Raw genomic sequence first — 13,279 nt, 5'->3', positions numbered from 1 at the left:
TTTATTGATCCGCGGTTTGCATGCCGGCCCGGCTTGGTTTGCCAAGGGCATGGGAGAAGAAACGTCCGGCTTCGGAGATCAGGTTGCGGTGGATGTCCTTGCGGTCGACGCCGTCGGCGTCGGTGCACAGCGCCGGCATGGTGGCGATCTGTTCTTCGTTGCACGGTGCCAGGAACACGAAGTGCCCTGCCCCGGCCAGCAATTTGAAATCCGGAGCGGTCGGCAGTTTGCGCGCCAGGGCTGCGGCGTTTTTGTCGAACGCCACCAGTTTGTCGCCATCGCCGCTGTATAGCAGCACCGGCACATGCACGTCGGCCAGGGTCTGGCGGCCGAATTTCAGACTCAGCGGTGCCATCAACAACAAGGCATGCACTCGCGGGTCTGGCACTGGCTGCAAGTCATCGCGGTCGACGATCAGCTCGCCTTGAGTGTTGCAGGCGTCGTGGTCGTCCGGGCGCTCCTGGCAATAACGGCGCAGACGGTCCAGGTCCGGAGTGGCGCCGGACAGTATCAACGCGGTCTCACCGCCCGCCGAATAGCCGATCACCCCAACCTGATCAGCATTGACGAAGGGCGCAAGCATACGGTCGCCCAAGGTCGCGGTAATGGCTTCGGAAATCTGGATCGGCCGCCCGTAAAGATTGCTCAAGGTGCCGAGGCGGCTGTGGTCTTTGGAGTTGTCGCCGGGATGGATCACCGCCACCACCACAAACCCCTTGCGTGCCAGCGAGGTGGCCAGATCGTGCAAGGCTAGCGGGGTTCCGGTGTTGCCGTGAGACAGCATCAACATCGGGAAGCGTCCGATGGCGACTTTGGTGTCTTCACCGGCTTCGACCGTGTAGCCCTCGAGCTTGCTGGAGTGCTCCCTCTCACTGGACGGGTAAAAGGCGATGGCGCGCATCGGCTGCAAGTCCAGCGGGTCGAGGAATGTCATCTCATGGAAACCGACGCTCCAGTGAGGAAACAGCACAGGCGCGGCGTGCACTGAATTCAGGCTGCCGAACAGGCAAATCAGTAGCGTTGCACAAAGACGCACCATGGAATGCCCCCACCTTGTTACCTGACCGCAGATATTAACCCTCGACTGCATAACCTGGGCCAGAAACTGATCACCGGCAGAAATAAAAAAACTCTGTACCTGGCCATCAAGATGACCAGAATACAGAGTTTCAGGGGTATTGCGTGCGCTGTTTGACGTCTTTACGCAAGCCTTACGCGGCGGCGAACAATTGCTCGCTGATTTGCGCCTGAGCGTCGCTCATGGCTTTGGTGCGCACTTCATCACCGTAGGCCAGGCCATGGGCACGGACGAACTCGATGTCGGTGATACCGAGGAAGCCGAACATCACCTTCAAGTACTCTTCGTGAGCAGTGCCGGTCGGTTGGCCAGCGTGCAAACCGCCAGCCGTCGAAACGATCACCACTTTCTTGCCGCCGCACAGGCCTTCAGGGCCGGCTTCGGTGTAGCGGAAAGTCTGGCCGGCTACGGCGATGCGGTCGATCCAGGCCTTGAGTTGGGTCGGGATGGTGAAGTTGTACATCGGCGCTGCAATCACGACGGCATCGGCGGCGAGGAATTCGGCCAGGGCCTGCGCACCCAAATCGGCTTCATGCTGTTGCGCGGCGTTGCGCAGCTCAGCGGCGGTGCCAGCGGCGACCAGCGTGGCGGCGGAAAAATGGCTGATGGCATCGGCGGCCAGGTCGCGGTAAGTCACCACAACGCCAGGCTCGGCGGCTTGCCAGGCTTTGACGACTTCACCGCTCAACTGACGGGAAGCCGAGTTGTCACCCAGAATGCTCGAATCGATATGCAGTAATTTCATGTGGGATCTCCAAGGTGAGGATCGCCACCCGGCGACCTGATGGAAACAATCCTACCTACGAAACCAATAGCTGATTAGCCGGCAATAATGCGATAGTTCGTCCCACTGATAGAACAGTAGGATTTAAATCATGCAAGACCTCAACGACCTCTACTATTTCGCCAAGGTGGTCGACGCCGGCGGCTTCGCGGCGGCCGGGCGTTTGCTGGGGATTCCCAAGTCCCGGTTGTCGCGACGCATCGCCGAACTGGAAGAACGCCTGGGCGCGCGTCTGTTGCAACGCACCACCCGCCAACTCAACCTGACCGCTGTGGGCGAGCGCTACTTGCGACACTGTCAGGCGATGCTGCTCGAAGCCGAGATGGCCGACGAAGCGGTGGCCAGCATGTCCAGCGAACCCCGCGGCCGACTGCGGGTTTCCTGCCCGGTGGGGTTGGCCCACGACATGTTCCCGTCGGTGATCAGCAAGTTCCTTGAGAAATTCCCGCAGGTTCAGCTGGAGATGCTGCTGCTCAATCGCCGGGTTGACCTGGTGACCGAAGGCGTCGATGTCGCCTTGAGAGTGCGGGAACTGGGTGATGAAGACCCACTGCTGGTCACCCGCCGCTTACGTCAGGCGCAGACTGTCATGGTCGCCAGCCCGGCGTTTCTTCGCGAGCGGCAGATCAAGACCCCGGACGACTTGAAAAACGTGCCGATATTGGGCGCACTGGAAGCCGATCGGCTGGTGCATCTGCGGATGCTCGACCAGCAGGGCAAGGCCTGTGAAATGACATTCGAAGCCCGATTGGGCATCGACGATTTTCTCGTGCGCAAGGCGTGTACCCTGTCCGGGCTGGGTTTCACCGTGTTACCGATGATGTATTGCGAGCAGGAACTTGAAAACGGCTCGCTGGTGCAACTGCTGCCTGACTGGTCATTGCCGGGCGGCTGGCTGCAAGCGGTCTACCCTCATCGGCGCGGGGTAATGCCGGCAGTACGCGCCTGGATCGACCATTTGATCGAATCATTCAATGCCTGTGGGGACCGACTGTTATGAAGGCAAGACCAATGAGCGAAGAGGATGTCGCGCAATTCTGCCTGGCGCTGCCCGGCGCGCGGGAGGATTACAAGTGGGGTGGCGTGAGGGTGTTTTCGATTGCCGGGAGCAAGATGTTCGCCTTGCAGAACCTGCGGGGCCAGTCCCTGGCCTTCAAGGTCGACAAGGACCTGTTCCTGGGCCATTGCGACCGACCGGGCATTCACCCGGCGCCGTATCTGGCCCGGGCGCAGTGGATCATCATGGACACGCCCTACCCGCTGGGCACCGAAGAGCTGCAAGGCTTGCTGCAACGTTCCCACCAACTGGTGGTGAGCAAGTTGCCCAAGCGCACACAGGTTGGCTTGCTGCTTTAAAACAGCTTTAAAACAGCTTTAAAACAGCTTTAAAACAGCTTTAAAACAGCTTTAAAACAGCTTTAAAACAGCGCGAACAGCTGGGCACCCAAAAACAACTGGTCGATCCAGAACACCTGATGCATCAGCACGATGAGCCAGAACACCAGTTGAAACGAAACCTTGCGGGTCTTGTGCCGAAACACTTGCTGGGCCAGCAAGGCCCCCGGCCAACCGCCCGCCAGTTCCACCGCGTGCAACACGTTCTCCGGCGTGCGCCAGCTGTCGGCGCGGGCCTTGTGCTTGTCGCTCCAGTACAGCAAAAACGCCAGCACGCTGACGATGCCGTAGGCGGCCAGGGGAATCACCGACACCCCGCGCAGCCACAGCGACACCGAGCCAAACAATGGCACTGCGCACAGCGCAACGAACACCAGCAATTTCAACCGCAGGTTTTGAATCACTCCCCCGGACTTGCGCCCGGGGTTGTTGCGTGCGGTGGTGTCGCTCATGGCTTGGCCGCGGTCCAGTCGACCCAACCGAACTGCCAGGTCGCCAGGATCACCAGGCCGAACACAATGCGATACCAGGCGAATGCCGCGTAGCTGTGGCTGGCGATGAACTTGAGCAGGCCCCGGACGGCAATCATTGCAAAGATAAACGCGGTGACAAAGCCGATGGCGAACACCGGGAAATCAGCCGGCACAAACAGGTGGCGGTATTTATAGCCCGAGTACACTGCCGCGCCGACCATGGTTGGCATGGCGAGGAAAAACGAAAACTCAGTGGCCGTCTTGCGCGACAACCCGAACAGCAAACCGCCGATGATCGTCGAGCCGGAACGCGAGGTCCCCGGGATCATCGCCAGGCACTGGGCGAAACCGACTTTCAGGGCTTCTTTCCAGGTGATGTCATCGACGCTTTCGGCATGCACGACATGCTGCCGGCGTTCGGCCCACAACATAATGATGCCGCCCACGACCAACGCAGTGGCCACGGTGATCGGGTTGAACAGGTACTTGTGGATCAGGTCGGCAAAAATCACCCCCAATACCACCGCCGGCAGGAAGGCGATCAACAGGTTCGCGGTAAAACGTCGAGCGCTAGGTTGCGTCGGCAAACCGATGATCACGTCGAGGATCTTGCGACGGAACTCCCAGACCACCGCCAGGATCGCGCCGAGCTGAATGATGATGTTGAAGGCCATCGCTCGTTCGCCGCCGAAATTGAGCAGGTCCGCCACAATGATCTGGTGCCCGGTACTGGAAATGGGCAAGAACTCGGTCAGCCCTTCTATAACGCCTAAAATCAATGCCTGAAAGGCTGTCCAAAGATCCATCATTCCCCCAAGAAGCCATGCCCCCAGGCATGCCCCGTTAATAATTTGTAGAGCGTTATTCGCGATCAGCGTGCGCTGAAACCCCGCGCGCACAAGATCCACACAAAACCGTAAAAATTCCGTGAAAAATCGACTTGGACTCAGGTTTTTCCGCGCGGGGCCGAAATCCTATCAGACAAGCCTCATTTACGCTGCCGCGTAATAAGACCTGAGTCGGATAGGCCCCGATCGGCAAAGTGTGGTTCGATGCTGGCGATCGTTTATGACAAGAACAAGAAAACGGAGTAACAGCGTTATGAACAGCTTGCGCAGTGTGTCGATCAGCCGACGCTTGTGGCTTATCTTGATCGTGGCCGTGGTGATGCTGTTGACGTTGGGCGCGTTGATGCTCAAGCAGATTCACGACGATCTCTATCAGGCCAAGGCCCAGAAGACCCAGCATGTGGTGCAGACCGCCAGTGGCATCCTGACCTACTACCACGACCTGGAAACCGCCGGCACCCTCACCCGCGCCGCCGCGCAACAGCAGGCACTGACCGCCGTGCGGGGTTTGCGCTACGACCAGAATGACTATTTCTGGATCAACGACCTGACGCCGGTCATGGTCATGCACCCGACCAACCCAAAACTCGAAGGCCAGAACCTCTCGACAATCCGCGACCCGGACGGTTTTGCACTGTTCAACGAAATGGCCGCCATCGCCAAGGCCAAGGGCGCCGGCATGGTCAACTATCGCTGGCCGAAACCGGGCGCCAGTGCGCCGGTGGAAAAAACCTCCTACGTCAAACTGTTCGAGCCCTGGGGTTGGGTGATCGGTTCGGGTGTGTACATCGATGACATGCAGGCCGAGTTTAATGCGCAGGTCTGGAAGGCGTCTTTCGTCGGCCTGGCGATTGCCCTGATCATGGCGCTGCTGGTGATCATGATTGCCCGCAGCATCGTGCGCCCGTTGCAGGAAACCGTGAATGCCATGGCCAATATTGCCAGTGGTGAAAGCGACCTGACCCGCAGCCTCGATACCCACGGCCAGGACGAAGTCACGCAACTGGCCCGGCACTTCAATGCCTTTACCGCCAAGCTGCGCCTGGTGATCAGTCAGTTGCAAGTGTCCGCCGGCGCGCTGGGCCAGTCTTCCAGCGAACTGGGCAACGACGCCGCGCAAGCCCAGCAACGCAGCCAGCAGCAGTCCCAGCAAATGGAACTGGTGGCGACCGCGATCAACGAAGTGACCTACGGCGTGCAGGATGTGGCGAAAAACGCCGAGCACGCGGCCAGTGAAATGCGCGATGCCGAATCTCAGGCGCAGCAGGGGCAGATCAATATCGATGGCAGCCTGCAGCAGATCGACAAGCTGTCTTCGACCATCGATCAAGCGGTGGAAGTGATTCGTACGCTGGCCGACGAAAGCACGCAAATCGGCAGTGTCCTGGAAGTGATCCGCTCCATCGCCGAGCAAACCAACCTGCTGGCCCTCAACGCCGCCATCGAAGCCGCCCGGGCCGGTGAGCAAGGTCGAGGGTTCGCGGTGGTCGCCGATGAAGTGCGCCTGCTGGCCCAGCGCACCCAGAAGTCGACGGCAGAAATCCAGTCGATGATCGAACGCCTGCAAAGCCATTCCGAGGCGGCGGTCAAGGTGATTGGCGACAGCAGCCGTGCCTCGCAACTGACCATCGAGCAGGCCGGTCTGGCCGGCGCCAGCCTGAATGCCATCGGCCAGGCCTTGCGCAACCTCAACGGTTTGAACGCCTCGATTGCCAGCGCAACCTTGCAGCAGGCGCATGTGGTGGAAGACATCAATCAGAACGTCACCCAGGCCGCCGGGTTGTCCCACAGCACGGCATTGGCGGCCGAGCAGTCGAGCGTGGCCAGCGTTCACCTCAAGGAATTGAGCGAACAGTTGAACGGGTTGCTCAAGCAGTTTCGGGTCTGATCACTTGTAGCAGCTGGCGCAGCCTGCGTTCGGCTGCGCAGCAGTCGTGAAATCAGGCGACGCCGGTTCCAGATAGACCGTGTGCGCAGAATTTACGACGGCTTCGCCGCCGAACGCAGCCTCGCAGGCTCGGCAGCTGCTACACCGGACCGCGCAAGTCGGTTCTACTTGGCCGCGCCTGCCGCTACAATCCTCCCCCCTTTTCGTCTTCCCCAAGGAACCTCCATGTCCGGGCTTGAACTGTTTGCCGCCGCCCTCGGTGTGATTGCCGTCTGGCTGACGGTCAAACAGAACCCCTGGTGCTGGCCGATCGGTCTGGTCATGGTGCTGCTGTATAGCTGGATCTTTTTCGAGGTGAAGCTGTATTCGGACATGCTGCTGCAAGTGATCTACGCCGCGTTGCAGCTCTACGGCTGGTGGCAGTGGACCCGCGCGGGCGCGACGCATGACGGGCGGCACGTCAGCGTCCTCGATGGCAAATCCGTCGCGCAGGGCTTAACCGTGGGCGCGGTCGGCAGTCTGCTGCTGGGGGCTGCGATGGCTCACTGGACCGATGCCGCCCAGCCTTGGCTCGACGCCGCGTTGACCGGCTTCAGCCTGGTCGCACAGTTATGGATGGCGCAAAAGCGCTTGCAATGCTGGCCGCTGTGGATCGCGCTGGACGTCATCTTCGTCGGCCTGTTCATCTACAAAGAGCTGTACCTGACCGCCGCCCTCTATGGGGTTTTCGCCCTGCTGGCGGTGCAAGGCTGGCGGACGTGGCGCGCCGACCCGGCGTTGCGCACATGAAAGTGCTGGTGCTCACGGGGCCAGAATCGAGTGGCAAGAGTTGGCTGGCCGCCGAACTGCAACGGCAATTCGGCGGCGTTTTGGTAGGCGAATACGTGCGTCGGTTCATTGAACAGGAGGCACGGGACACCTGCCTGGCGGATATCCCCGAGATCGCCCGCGGCCAGTTGCAATGGGAAGATGATGCCCGCGCCCTTGCGCCACCGTTGCTGATTCTCGACACGCACTTGCTGAGCAACATGCTTTGGAGCCAGACCCTGTTCAGCGATTGCCCGGCCTGGCTCGAACAAGCGCTGCTGGCCCGGCATTACGACTTGCACTTGCTGTTGTCGCCTGAACTCGTCGACTGGACCGACGATGGCCAGCGCTGTCAGCCGCAGCTGGATCAACGCCGGGACTTTTTCAACGCGGCTCAGGCGTGGCTGGAGCAGAATCGGCAACCTGTTCAAGTGATCCAGGGTGACTGGGCAGAACGCCGAGCCCAAGCGTTGCAGGCCGTCACTCTGTTGATTGGGCGCTGACCTGTATCCGGCCGAACGCAGCCTCGCAAGCTCGACAGCTGCTACGGCCACCAACGCCCCAGCCCCCCAGCATTTGTTGCGATTATTTTTCAAATGCGTCCATTTGTGAAACATACCTTTGCACTCGAACAGCCCGTTTCAGCGCTATTCATCATTGCGTCATGATCTGTGTTAAAGCGCTGATACATCACAACGCAAGCTATGGATCCAGAGCGTTGCGCCTCCTTTTCCCCGTTATAGCCCCCGCTTTTGTCTCAGGCCTGAAACAGCTCGATCAAGGATCCATTTACCTTGATCGATAACCCCTTGAATCAAAACAACAATCAAAAACCGGCACGACTTTCGCTCTCTCCTTCACAACGCTGATTAGGGCCAGCGCACAACAGAAGGAATCGCAGTCGTGGGGACTTTTCGTAAAGGCTTTACGCGCTTGATGCTGCTCGGATGTGCCGCCGTCTCGGTACTCAGTTTTGATGTTCAGGCTGAAGGCAATGGCGTGATCGTACTCACTCGTGATGTACAGCCCCACACCGTCGGCAGGCCGCCGTTCCAGAAAGACCCCTACCCGACCACTGTCAACGCCAACCCTTCGGATCGTGTCACCTCGACACTCAACAGCACCGAACTGAGCGATGGTGAGTTCGCCAGCGTGGCCAGCGGTTCGTCCATCAGCAACAGCATCAACCAGAACGGCAACATACCCGGCAGCCTCAATGTCGTGACCAATCCCAATGGCATGCCCGGCATGAGCGCCGGTCACGGCGGCGGTAGCGGTGGCGCGATTTCGGGAACGATCAACCATGCCATGAGTTCCGGCCTCGCGCCGTTGGGCAGACTGGCGGGAGGTCAATGACATGAGCCGCTCCCTGATCCTTCTCGCCCTGGTCATCGGTGCCAGTGTGAGCCCAGGCGCCATGGCCGACTCCAGCGTTCCGGTGGTCAACACCGCCAACATCCTGGATTCCGGCGCCCGGTACAACGGCAACTTCAACGTCAACCAGGCCTCCGGCGATCAACAGCAACAGGCCAACACTCGCGCTATCGCCATCGGCACCGATGCCTCGGCGACCACTCGCGTCATCCAGAAACTCGACACGCCCGTCAACCCGTCGATGAACGCGACGGCCACCATCGGCGGCAACTCTTTCAGTCAAGGCAACGGTGCACTGGGTGTCAATCAGGGCGCCGGGGCCAACAACCAGATGGCCAACGCAATGCGCATCAGCATCAGTGCTGCGCCGCAAAGCGTCGACGATAGCGCCCTTTCTCAACAGAACGTGGCGTTGTTACCAAGCTCAGGGGCAACTGACGCTTCAAAAGGCAGTCGCCAGGTCGTGACAAGCGACCAGGCCTTCACCGGCAGCCGAGGAGTGATTCAGGTGAACCAGAGTGCCGGGGTGGGGAACCGAATGGCTAACACCCTGAGCATACGGGTCGCTGACTGACCCGAACGCAGTGCGATTAGAAAGTAACCAACACTTAACCAACTAATAAGCACGGAGAAACACCATGAAACCCACAATGGCTCTCAAGCCTCTCGTGTTCGCCCTGGCTGCCGTCATGGCGATGGCTGCACAAGCCAACGATAACGACCATGGTCACGGCCACCATCATCACGGCCCCAAAGGCCCCACCTGGGAACAGCAACTGTCAATCGACTCAGCCGCCAGCGCCTATGTAGGGGATACACAGGACAGCAGCGGCAACTCGGTACTCAACCAGGGCACCGAAAACACTGCCAATGCCGACAACTCACTCAACGGTTCCAATGGCAACATGGGCGCCAACGTGGCTGGCGGTGACGGCAACCAACAAGACAACGCCGCCGCGCTGGCTACCGCCGATGAAAGTTTCATCTTCGGTTCTGCCGAGGCAACCTCCACCGCGTATCAGTACAACACCAATAACTACGTCAAAAACCGCTCTACCCAAAATAACGCCACGCTCGACAATGCTGGCAACAACGGCTCCGGCAACATTGGCATAAACGTGACTGCCGGCAACTTCAACCAACAGAAAAACAACCTGGCGATTGCCGTGTCCGGCGGACGCGTAGCGACAGCCTCGGCTGACGCTTATCAATCCACCACCGGTCTGGATGTAAAAAACAAAGCTGACCGGACCCACATCACCACCACCCTCACCGACACCACCACGTCCTCTGGCACCTTCAAGGCCCATGGCACCGGGACTATCGAGGACGATGGTTGGGATCACAGACGCCACGATGACGACAAGTTCAAGTTCACCGCCGTGGGCACCTTCGATCTGTCTAGCGTAACCACTCATCAAGTGTTGACACCAGACGGCTGGAAAAACCCTGTGATGAACAACGCCAGCATGAGCGGCTCGATGAACGGCTTCTCCGGCAACGGCGGCGCCAACGTGTCGGCGGGTGCGGGCAACCAACAAAGCAACTCGCTGTCCATCGCTGCCGGCTGCAGAGCCTGCATGTAATCGCGATCGAAATGAAAGCCCCGGCAACGGGGCTTTCTTTCCACGGTTCACCAAAGGCGTATCGATCATGCGTACGACAGCCTTTTTCGCCCTGCTGTGCCTGTGTGGCCTGACTCAGGCGGCACAGATGCCGGTGGCCGCCTTGCCGGGCGGCATGCTGGTTTACAAGCAGGTGCAAAGCGTGCGTGAGCGCAAGTTCAGCGACATCGTCGAACAAAAAACCGACTTCAGCTGCGGCGCTGCCGCACTGGCCACGGTGCTACGCCAGGCTTACTGGCTCGATGTCGATGAGGAACACATCATCAAAGGCATGCTGGTCAATGCTGATCAGAACCTTGTCCGTACTCAAGGTTTCTCCATGCTGGACATGAAGCGCTACATCGAAGCAATCGGCATGCGCGCGCGTGGCTACCGGATACCGCCCGAGAAACTCGAAGCGGTGACCATTCCGGTGGTGGTGCTGATGGAAATTCGCGGCTACAAGCATTTCGTGGTGATGCAGCGGGCGGACAATAACTGGGTCTATATCGGCGACCCGGTGCTTGGGCACAAACGCTATTCCCATGATGACTTTGTCAAAGGCTGGAACGGCATCGTCTTCGCTATCGTGGGTCCCGGTTACGACAAAACCAATGCATTGCGCAGCCCTCCGGAACCGCTGACGGCCAAGAACAAACTGGACACTTTCAACCCGGTCAAAGATGCCGAATTGATGGACTTTGGCTTCATTCAGAGCGACTTCTTCTAATCGCCCACTGATGATAGAGAGGGCCGGATGCCCCGGGAGCAGCAAATGAAAACCTCATACTGGCTGGCCGCCGCTTGCCTGGCAGCAAGCGCATCGGGCTATGCCAATGCAGGATTCAAACCCATCGAACTCAAGGACCATGAGCTCGCCGAGCTACGCGGTCGTTATGTCATGCCAGGGCGGATCATCAGCTTCGGCATTGTCATGAGCAGTACCTGGCGCAATGCCAGTGGGGACCTGATTGGCGCAACGACGTTGATGCAGATCCAGGCCTCTACCGTAAAGCCGCAGTTTTACGTGTCGACCATTAAAGAGTCCGGTAACGGCAGTGCGCCGCCATCGGGCACCGGGAATGTAATCGGTGGTGCAGGACTGACCACCACACAGGGAGTCACCCAAACTGTGCGCGCCGCTGGTGACGGCAATACCGCCTACAACAATGTCGCCATCAACGTCCAGGAGGCCAACCAGGCGCCGGCGCCGAGTCCCGTCCAAGGGCAGGTGCTGACGAGCGGGCAAACCATTACCGACAGCAATGCCGCCGGTAACGTCGCAGTGGCGGCCACAGGTGGTGGCGTACAAATGGCCATCCAGGCCAACAACAACCAAGGCACGGCCATGCAACAGGCGGCTCAGGGGGGGCTGGTGCAGAACACCCGGCTTCTGGGCAACAGCAACAGGGTCAATAACCTGACGCAACTTAATGTAGTGCTTAACAACAATGGCCGAAATGCCGGAGCAGTCAACTGCAATCTGAATCAACTCAAGGCACTACGCAGCCTGGGATATTGAACTACGCTGATGTTCGATCATTGGGCTTCATGGGGGATGGCTAATCATGTATCGGTCAGTACCACTGCGCGCGATCGTTTGTCTGAGTACTTTGTTCCCGTCGGCGCTGCTGCAAGCAGCGTCCGATGCGGACGTGGAGGCTTTGAAGCAACAACTCATGGAGCTCAAGCAACGATACGAAGTACAACAAAAGGCCTTGGCAGTACTCGAACAACGAGTCCGCCAGGTGGAGGATCAACCGGCGGCGCCGCCGCCTAAACGCCTGGCCAAGTCGCCAGCCGACATGAAAGGCAACCCGCAAGTGGCCACAAGGACGGGAGCGGCCGCGGCTTCAGGAGGCGCCGCAGGCAGCGGCAGTTCCTATGGACAATCACTGGCCGATGACTCTCAACCGGCAAAGAGTGTTTCCAACCTGTATGACGAGGCCAGCGGATTCTTCGGCGGCGGCAAGTTCAGCCTCGAAACCGGGCTGACCTATTCGCGTTACGACACCCGCCAGCTGATCCTCAACGGCTTCCTCGCACTGGACTCGATCTTTCTGGGCAACATCAACCTGGACCGAATCAAGGCCGACACCTGGACGCTGGACCTCACCGGACGCTACAACTTCGACAATCGCTGGCAATTCGACCTGAACGTACCGGTGGTGTACCGCGAATCAACGTATCAGTCCGGCGGTGCCAACAACGGTGCCGCGGGGGTGACCAGCGAAGAAACCGTCACCCGGGATCCGACGCTGGGCGACATCAACTTCGGGATCGCCTACAAATTCATGGACGAATCGGTGAACACCCCGGATGCGGTGTTCACCTTCCGGGTCAAGGCACCGACCGGCAAGGACCCGTTCGGGATCAAACTGCGCCAGAGCGACGCCAATACCAACCTGTTCGTGCCTGACACCCTGCCGACCGGCAACGGCGTCTGGTCGATCAGCCCCGGTATCTCGCTGGTCAAGACCTACGATCCGGCGGTTCTGTTCGGTAGCCTGTCCTACACCCACAACTTCGAAGAATCCTTCGACGACATCAGCGCCACCGTCAATCAGAAAGTCCCGGGCAAGGTGCGGATCGGCGACAGCTTCCAGATTGGCGCGGGGATCGCGTTTGCGCTGAACGAAAAGATGAGTATGTCGTTCTCGGTGTCTGACCTGGTGCAACGCAAAAGCAAGCTCAAACAGGATGGCGGGGATTGGGAGTCGGTGGTGTCCAGCGACGCCAACGCCGGTTACTTCAATGTCGGCATGACCATCGCAGCCTCCGACAACCTGACCATCGTTCCCAACCTGTCCATCGGCATGACAGACGATGCGCCGGACTTTTCCTTCAGCCTGAAATTCCCGTACTACTTCTGATCGCTTCACCCCAATGGAAAAGGCCCGCTGCGATGGATGTGGCAGCGGGCCGTTTGGTTTTACCGCCCCAGCGGATCTGGTGGTGTGTGTTATAAAAAAAAGACACAGCCGACGAGCGATCTATTGTAGATATAGGTGGTGGGCGGATAATTTAA

Annotated in this window: 15 protein-coding genes; 11 read left to right on the top strand and 4 right to left on the bottom strand. The window is 59.2% G+C overall.

What is annotated here, in order from left to right:
* Position 1: 1 nt before the first annotated feature.
* Together ACCC96_RS16305 and ACCC96_RS16300 are read right to left on the bottom strand one after the other, a co-directional pair.
* Positions 2-1,039, bottom strand: a complete 1,038-nt coding sequence (locus tag ACCC96_RS16305; RefSeq protein WP_413696307.1) for an alpha/beta hydrolase family protein — start codon at positions 1,037-1,039, stop codon at positions 2-4.
* A 172-nt stretch (positions 1,040-1,211) separates the two neighbouring features.
* A complete protein-coding gene (locus ACCC96_RS16300) occupies positions 1,212-1,823 on the bottom strand; it encodes an FMN-dependent NADH-azoreductase (protein WP_019649946.1) in 612 nt (203 codons plus the stop codon).
* Positions 1,824-1,953: 130 nt separating this feature from the next.
* Here ACCC96_RS16300 and ACCC96_RS16295 point away from each other — a divergent pair, with 130 nt between their 5' ends.
* A complete protein-coding gene (locus ACCC96_RS16295; RefSeq protein ID WP_019649947.1) occupies positions 1,954-2,862 on the top strand; it encodes a LysR substrate-binding domain-containing protein in 909 nt (302 codons plus the stop codon).
* Positions 2,859-3,218, top strand: coding sequence for an MmcQ/YjbR family DNA-binding protein (locus tag ACCC96_RS16290; protein WP_028940519.1), 360 nt, complete (start codon positions 2,859-2,861; stop codon positions 3,216-3,218). The genes ACCC96_RS16295 and ACCC96_RS16290 overlap by 4 nt, the downstream gene beginning before the upstream one ends.
* Positions 3,219-3,280: 62 nt before the next feature.
* On the opposite strand, the gene ACCC96_RS16285 is transcribed toward ACCC96_RS16290, so the two are convergent.
* Together ACCC96_RS16285 and ACCC96_RS16280 are read right to left on the bottom strand one after the other, a co-directional pair.
* Positions 3,281-3,709: a DUF1294 domain-containing protein gene (locus ACCC96_RS16285; RefSeq protein ID WP_413696306.1), complete on the bottom strand. Its 429-nt coding sequence runs from the start codon at positions 3,707-3,709 to the stop codon at positions 3,281-3,283.
* Positions 3,706-4,536, bottom strand: a complete 831-nt coding sequence (locus ACCC96_RS16280; RefSeq protein WP_026345916.1) for an undecaprenyl-diphosphate phosphatase — start codon at positions 4,534-4,536, stop codon at positions 3,706-3,708. Before ACCC96_RS16280 ends, ACCC96_RS16285 begins: the two co-directional genes overlap by 4 nt.
* Positions 4,537-4,831: 295 nt before the next feature.
* On the opposite strand from ACCC96_RS16280, the gene ACCC96_RS16275 reads away from it, so the two are divergent.
* The 9 genes from ACCC96_RS16275 to ACCC96_RS16235 all read left to right on the top strand — a co-directional run bounded on the left by ACCC96_RS16275 (position 4,832) and on the right by ACCC96_RS16235 (position 13,124).
* The gene (locus ACCC96_RS16275; RefSeq protein WP_413696305.1) at positions 4,832-6,466 is read left to right on the top strand and encodes a methyl-accepting chemotaxis protein; all 1,635 of its coding nucleotides are present in this window, start codon (positions 4,832-4,834) and stop codon (positions 6,464-6,466) included.
* 225 nt (positions 6,467-6,691) lie between these two features.
* Positions 6,692-7,255 (top strand): nicotinamide riboside transporter PnuC, encoded by a 564-nt coding sequence (pnuC, locus tag ACCC96_RS16270; protein ID WP_413696304.1) that lies wholly within the window; start codon positions 6,692-6,694, stop codon positions 7,253-7,255.
* Positions 7,252-7,776 carry an AAA family ATPase gene (locus ACCC96_RS16265; protein ID WP_413696378.1) on the top strand — a complete coding sequence of 175 codons (525 nt, stop codon included), beginning with the start codon at positions 7,252-7,254 and terminating at the stop codon, positions 7,774-7,776. The genes pnuC and ACCC96_RS16265 overlap by 4 nt, the downstream gene beginning before the upstream one ends.
* A 400-nt stretch (positions 7,777-8,176) precedes the next feature.
* A complete protein-coding gene (locus tag ACCC96_RS16260; RefSeq protein ID WP_019579211.1) occupies positions 8,177-8,629 on the top strand; it encodes a hypothetical protein in 453 nt (150 codons plus the stop codon).
* Position 8,630: 1 nt separating this feature from the next.
* The gene (locus ACCC96_RS16255) at positions 8,631-9,221 is read left to right on the top strand and encodes an adhesin (RefSeq protein WP_413696303.1); all 591 of its coding nucleotides are present in this window, start codon (positions 8,631-8,633) and stop codon (positions 9,219-9,221) included.
* Between the two features lie 64 nt (positions 9,222-9,285).
* Positions 9,286-10,233: a hypothetical protein gene (locus ACCC96_RS16250; RefSeq protein WP_026345917.1), complete on the top strand. Its 948-nt coding sequence runs from the start codon at positions 9,286-9,288 to the stop codon at positions 10,231-10,233.
* A gap of 67 nt (positions 10,234-10,300) precedes the next feature.
* On the top strand, positions 10,301-10,981 hold the full coding sequence (locus ACCC96_RS16245; RefSeq protein WP_019649956.1) for a C39 family peptidase: 681 nt from the start codon (positions 10,301-10,303) through the stop codon (positions 10,979-10,981).
* Positions 10,982-11,026: 45 nt separating this feature from the next.
* Entirely contained in the window at positions 11,027-11,773 is a 747-nt protein-coding gene (locus tag ACCC96_RS16240; RefSeq protein ID WP_019579215.1) for a hypothetical protein, read from the top strand.
* A gap of 46 nt (positions 11,774-11,819) precedes the next feature.
* Positions 11,820-13,124: a transporter gene (locus ACCC96_RS16235; RefSeq protein WP_019649957.1), complete on the top strand. Its 1,305-nt coding sequence runs from the start codon at positions 11,820-11,822 to the stop codon at positions 13,122-13,124.
* Positions 13,125-13,279: the final 155 nt, after the last annotated feature.

This window comes from Pseudomonas sp. Pseusp11, from assembly GCF_047304405.1.
Taxonomy (GTDB): Bacteria; Pseudomonadota; Gammaproteobacteria; order Pseudomonadales; family Pseudomonadaceae; genus Aquipseudomonas.
This window is presented reverse-complemented; position numbering and strand designations above follow the sequence as displayed.

Coding starts and splice junctions, on each gene's coding strand:
- ACCC96_RS16305 (WP_413696307.1), bottom strand. CDS start 1,039: ATGGTGCGTCTTTGTGCAACGCTACTGATTTGCCTGTTCGGCAGCCTG.
- ACCC96_RS16300 (WP_019649946.1), bottom strand. CDS start 1,823: ATGAAATTACTGCATATCGATTCGAGCATTCTGGGTGACAACTCGGCT.
- ACCC96_RS16295 (WP_019649947.1), top strand. CDS start 1,954: ATGCAAGACCTCAACGACCTCTACTATTTCGCCAAGGTGGTCGACGCC.
- ACCC96_RS16290 (WP_028940519.1), top strand. CDS start 2,859: ATGAAGGCAAGACCAATGAGCGAAGAGGATGTCGCGCAATTCTGCCTG.
- ACCC96_RS16285 (WP_413696306.1), bottom strand. CDS start 3,709: ATGAGCGACACCACCGCACGCAACAACCCCGGGCGCAAGTCCGGGGGA.
- ACCC96_RS16280 (WP_026345916.1), bottom strand. CDS start 4,536: ATGGATCTTTGGACAGCCTTTCAGGCATTGATTTTAGGCGTTATAGAA.
- ACCC96_RS16275 (WP_413696305.1), top strand. CDS start 4,832: ATGAACAGCTTGCGCAGTGTGTCGATCAGCCGACGCTTGTGGCTTATC.
- pnuC (WP_413696304.1), top strand. CDS start 6,692: ATGTCCGGGCTTGAACTGTTTGCCGCCGCCCTCGGTGTGATTGCCGTC.
- ACCC96_RS16265 (WP_413696378.1), top strand. CDS start 7,252: ATGAAAGTGCTGGTGCTCACGGGGCCAGAATCGAGTGGCAAGAGTTGG.
- ACCC96_RS16255 (WP_413696303.1), top strand. CDS start 8,631: ATGAGCCGCTCCCTGATCCTTCTCGCCCTGGTCATCGGTGCCAGTGTG.
- ACCC96_RS16250 (WP_026345917.1), top strand. CDS start 9,286: ATGAAACCCACAATGGCTCTCAAGCCTCTCGTGTTCGCCCTGGCTGCC.
- ACCC96_RS16245 (WP_019649956.1), top strand. CDS start 10,301: ATGCGTACGACAGCCTTTTTCGCCCTGCTGTGCCTGTGTGGCCTGACT.
- ACCC96_RS16240 (WP_019579215.1), top strand. CDS start 11,027: ATGAAAACCTCATACTGGCTGGCCGCCGCTTGCCTGGCAGCAAGCGCA.
- ACCC96_RS16235 (WP_019649957.1), top strand. CDS start 11,820: ATGTATCGGTCAGTACCACTGCGCGCGATCGTTTGTCTGAGTACTTTG.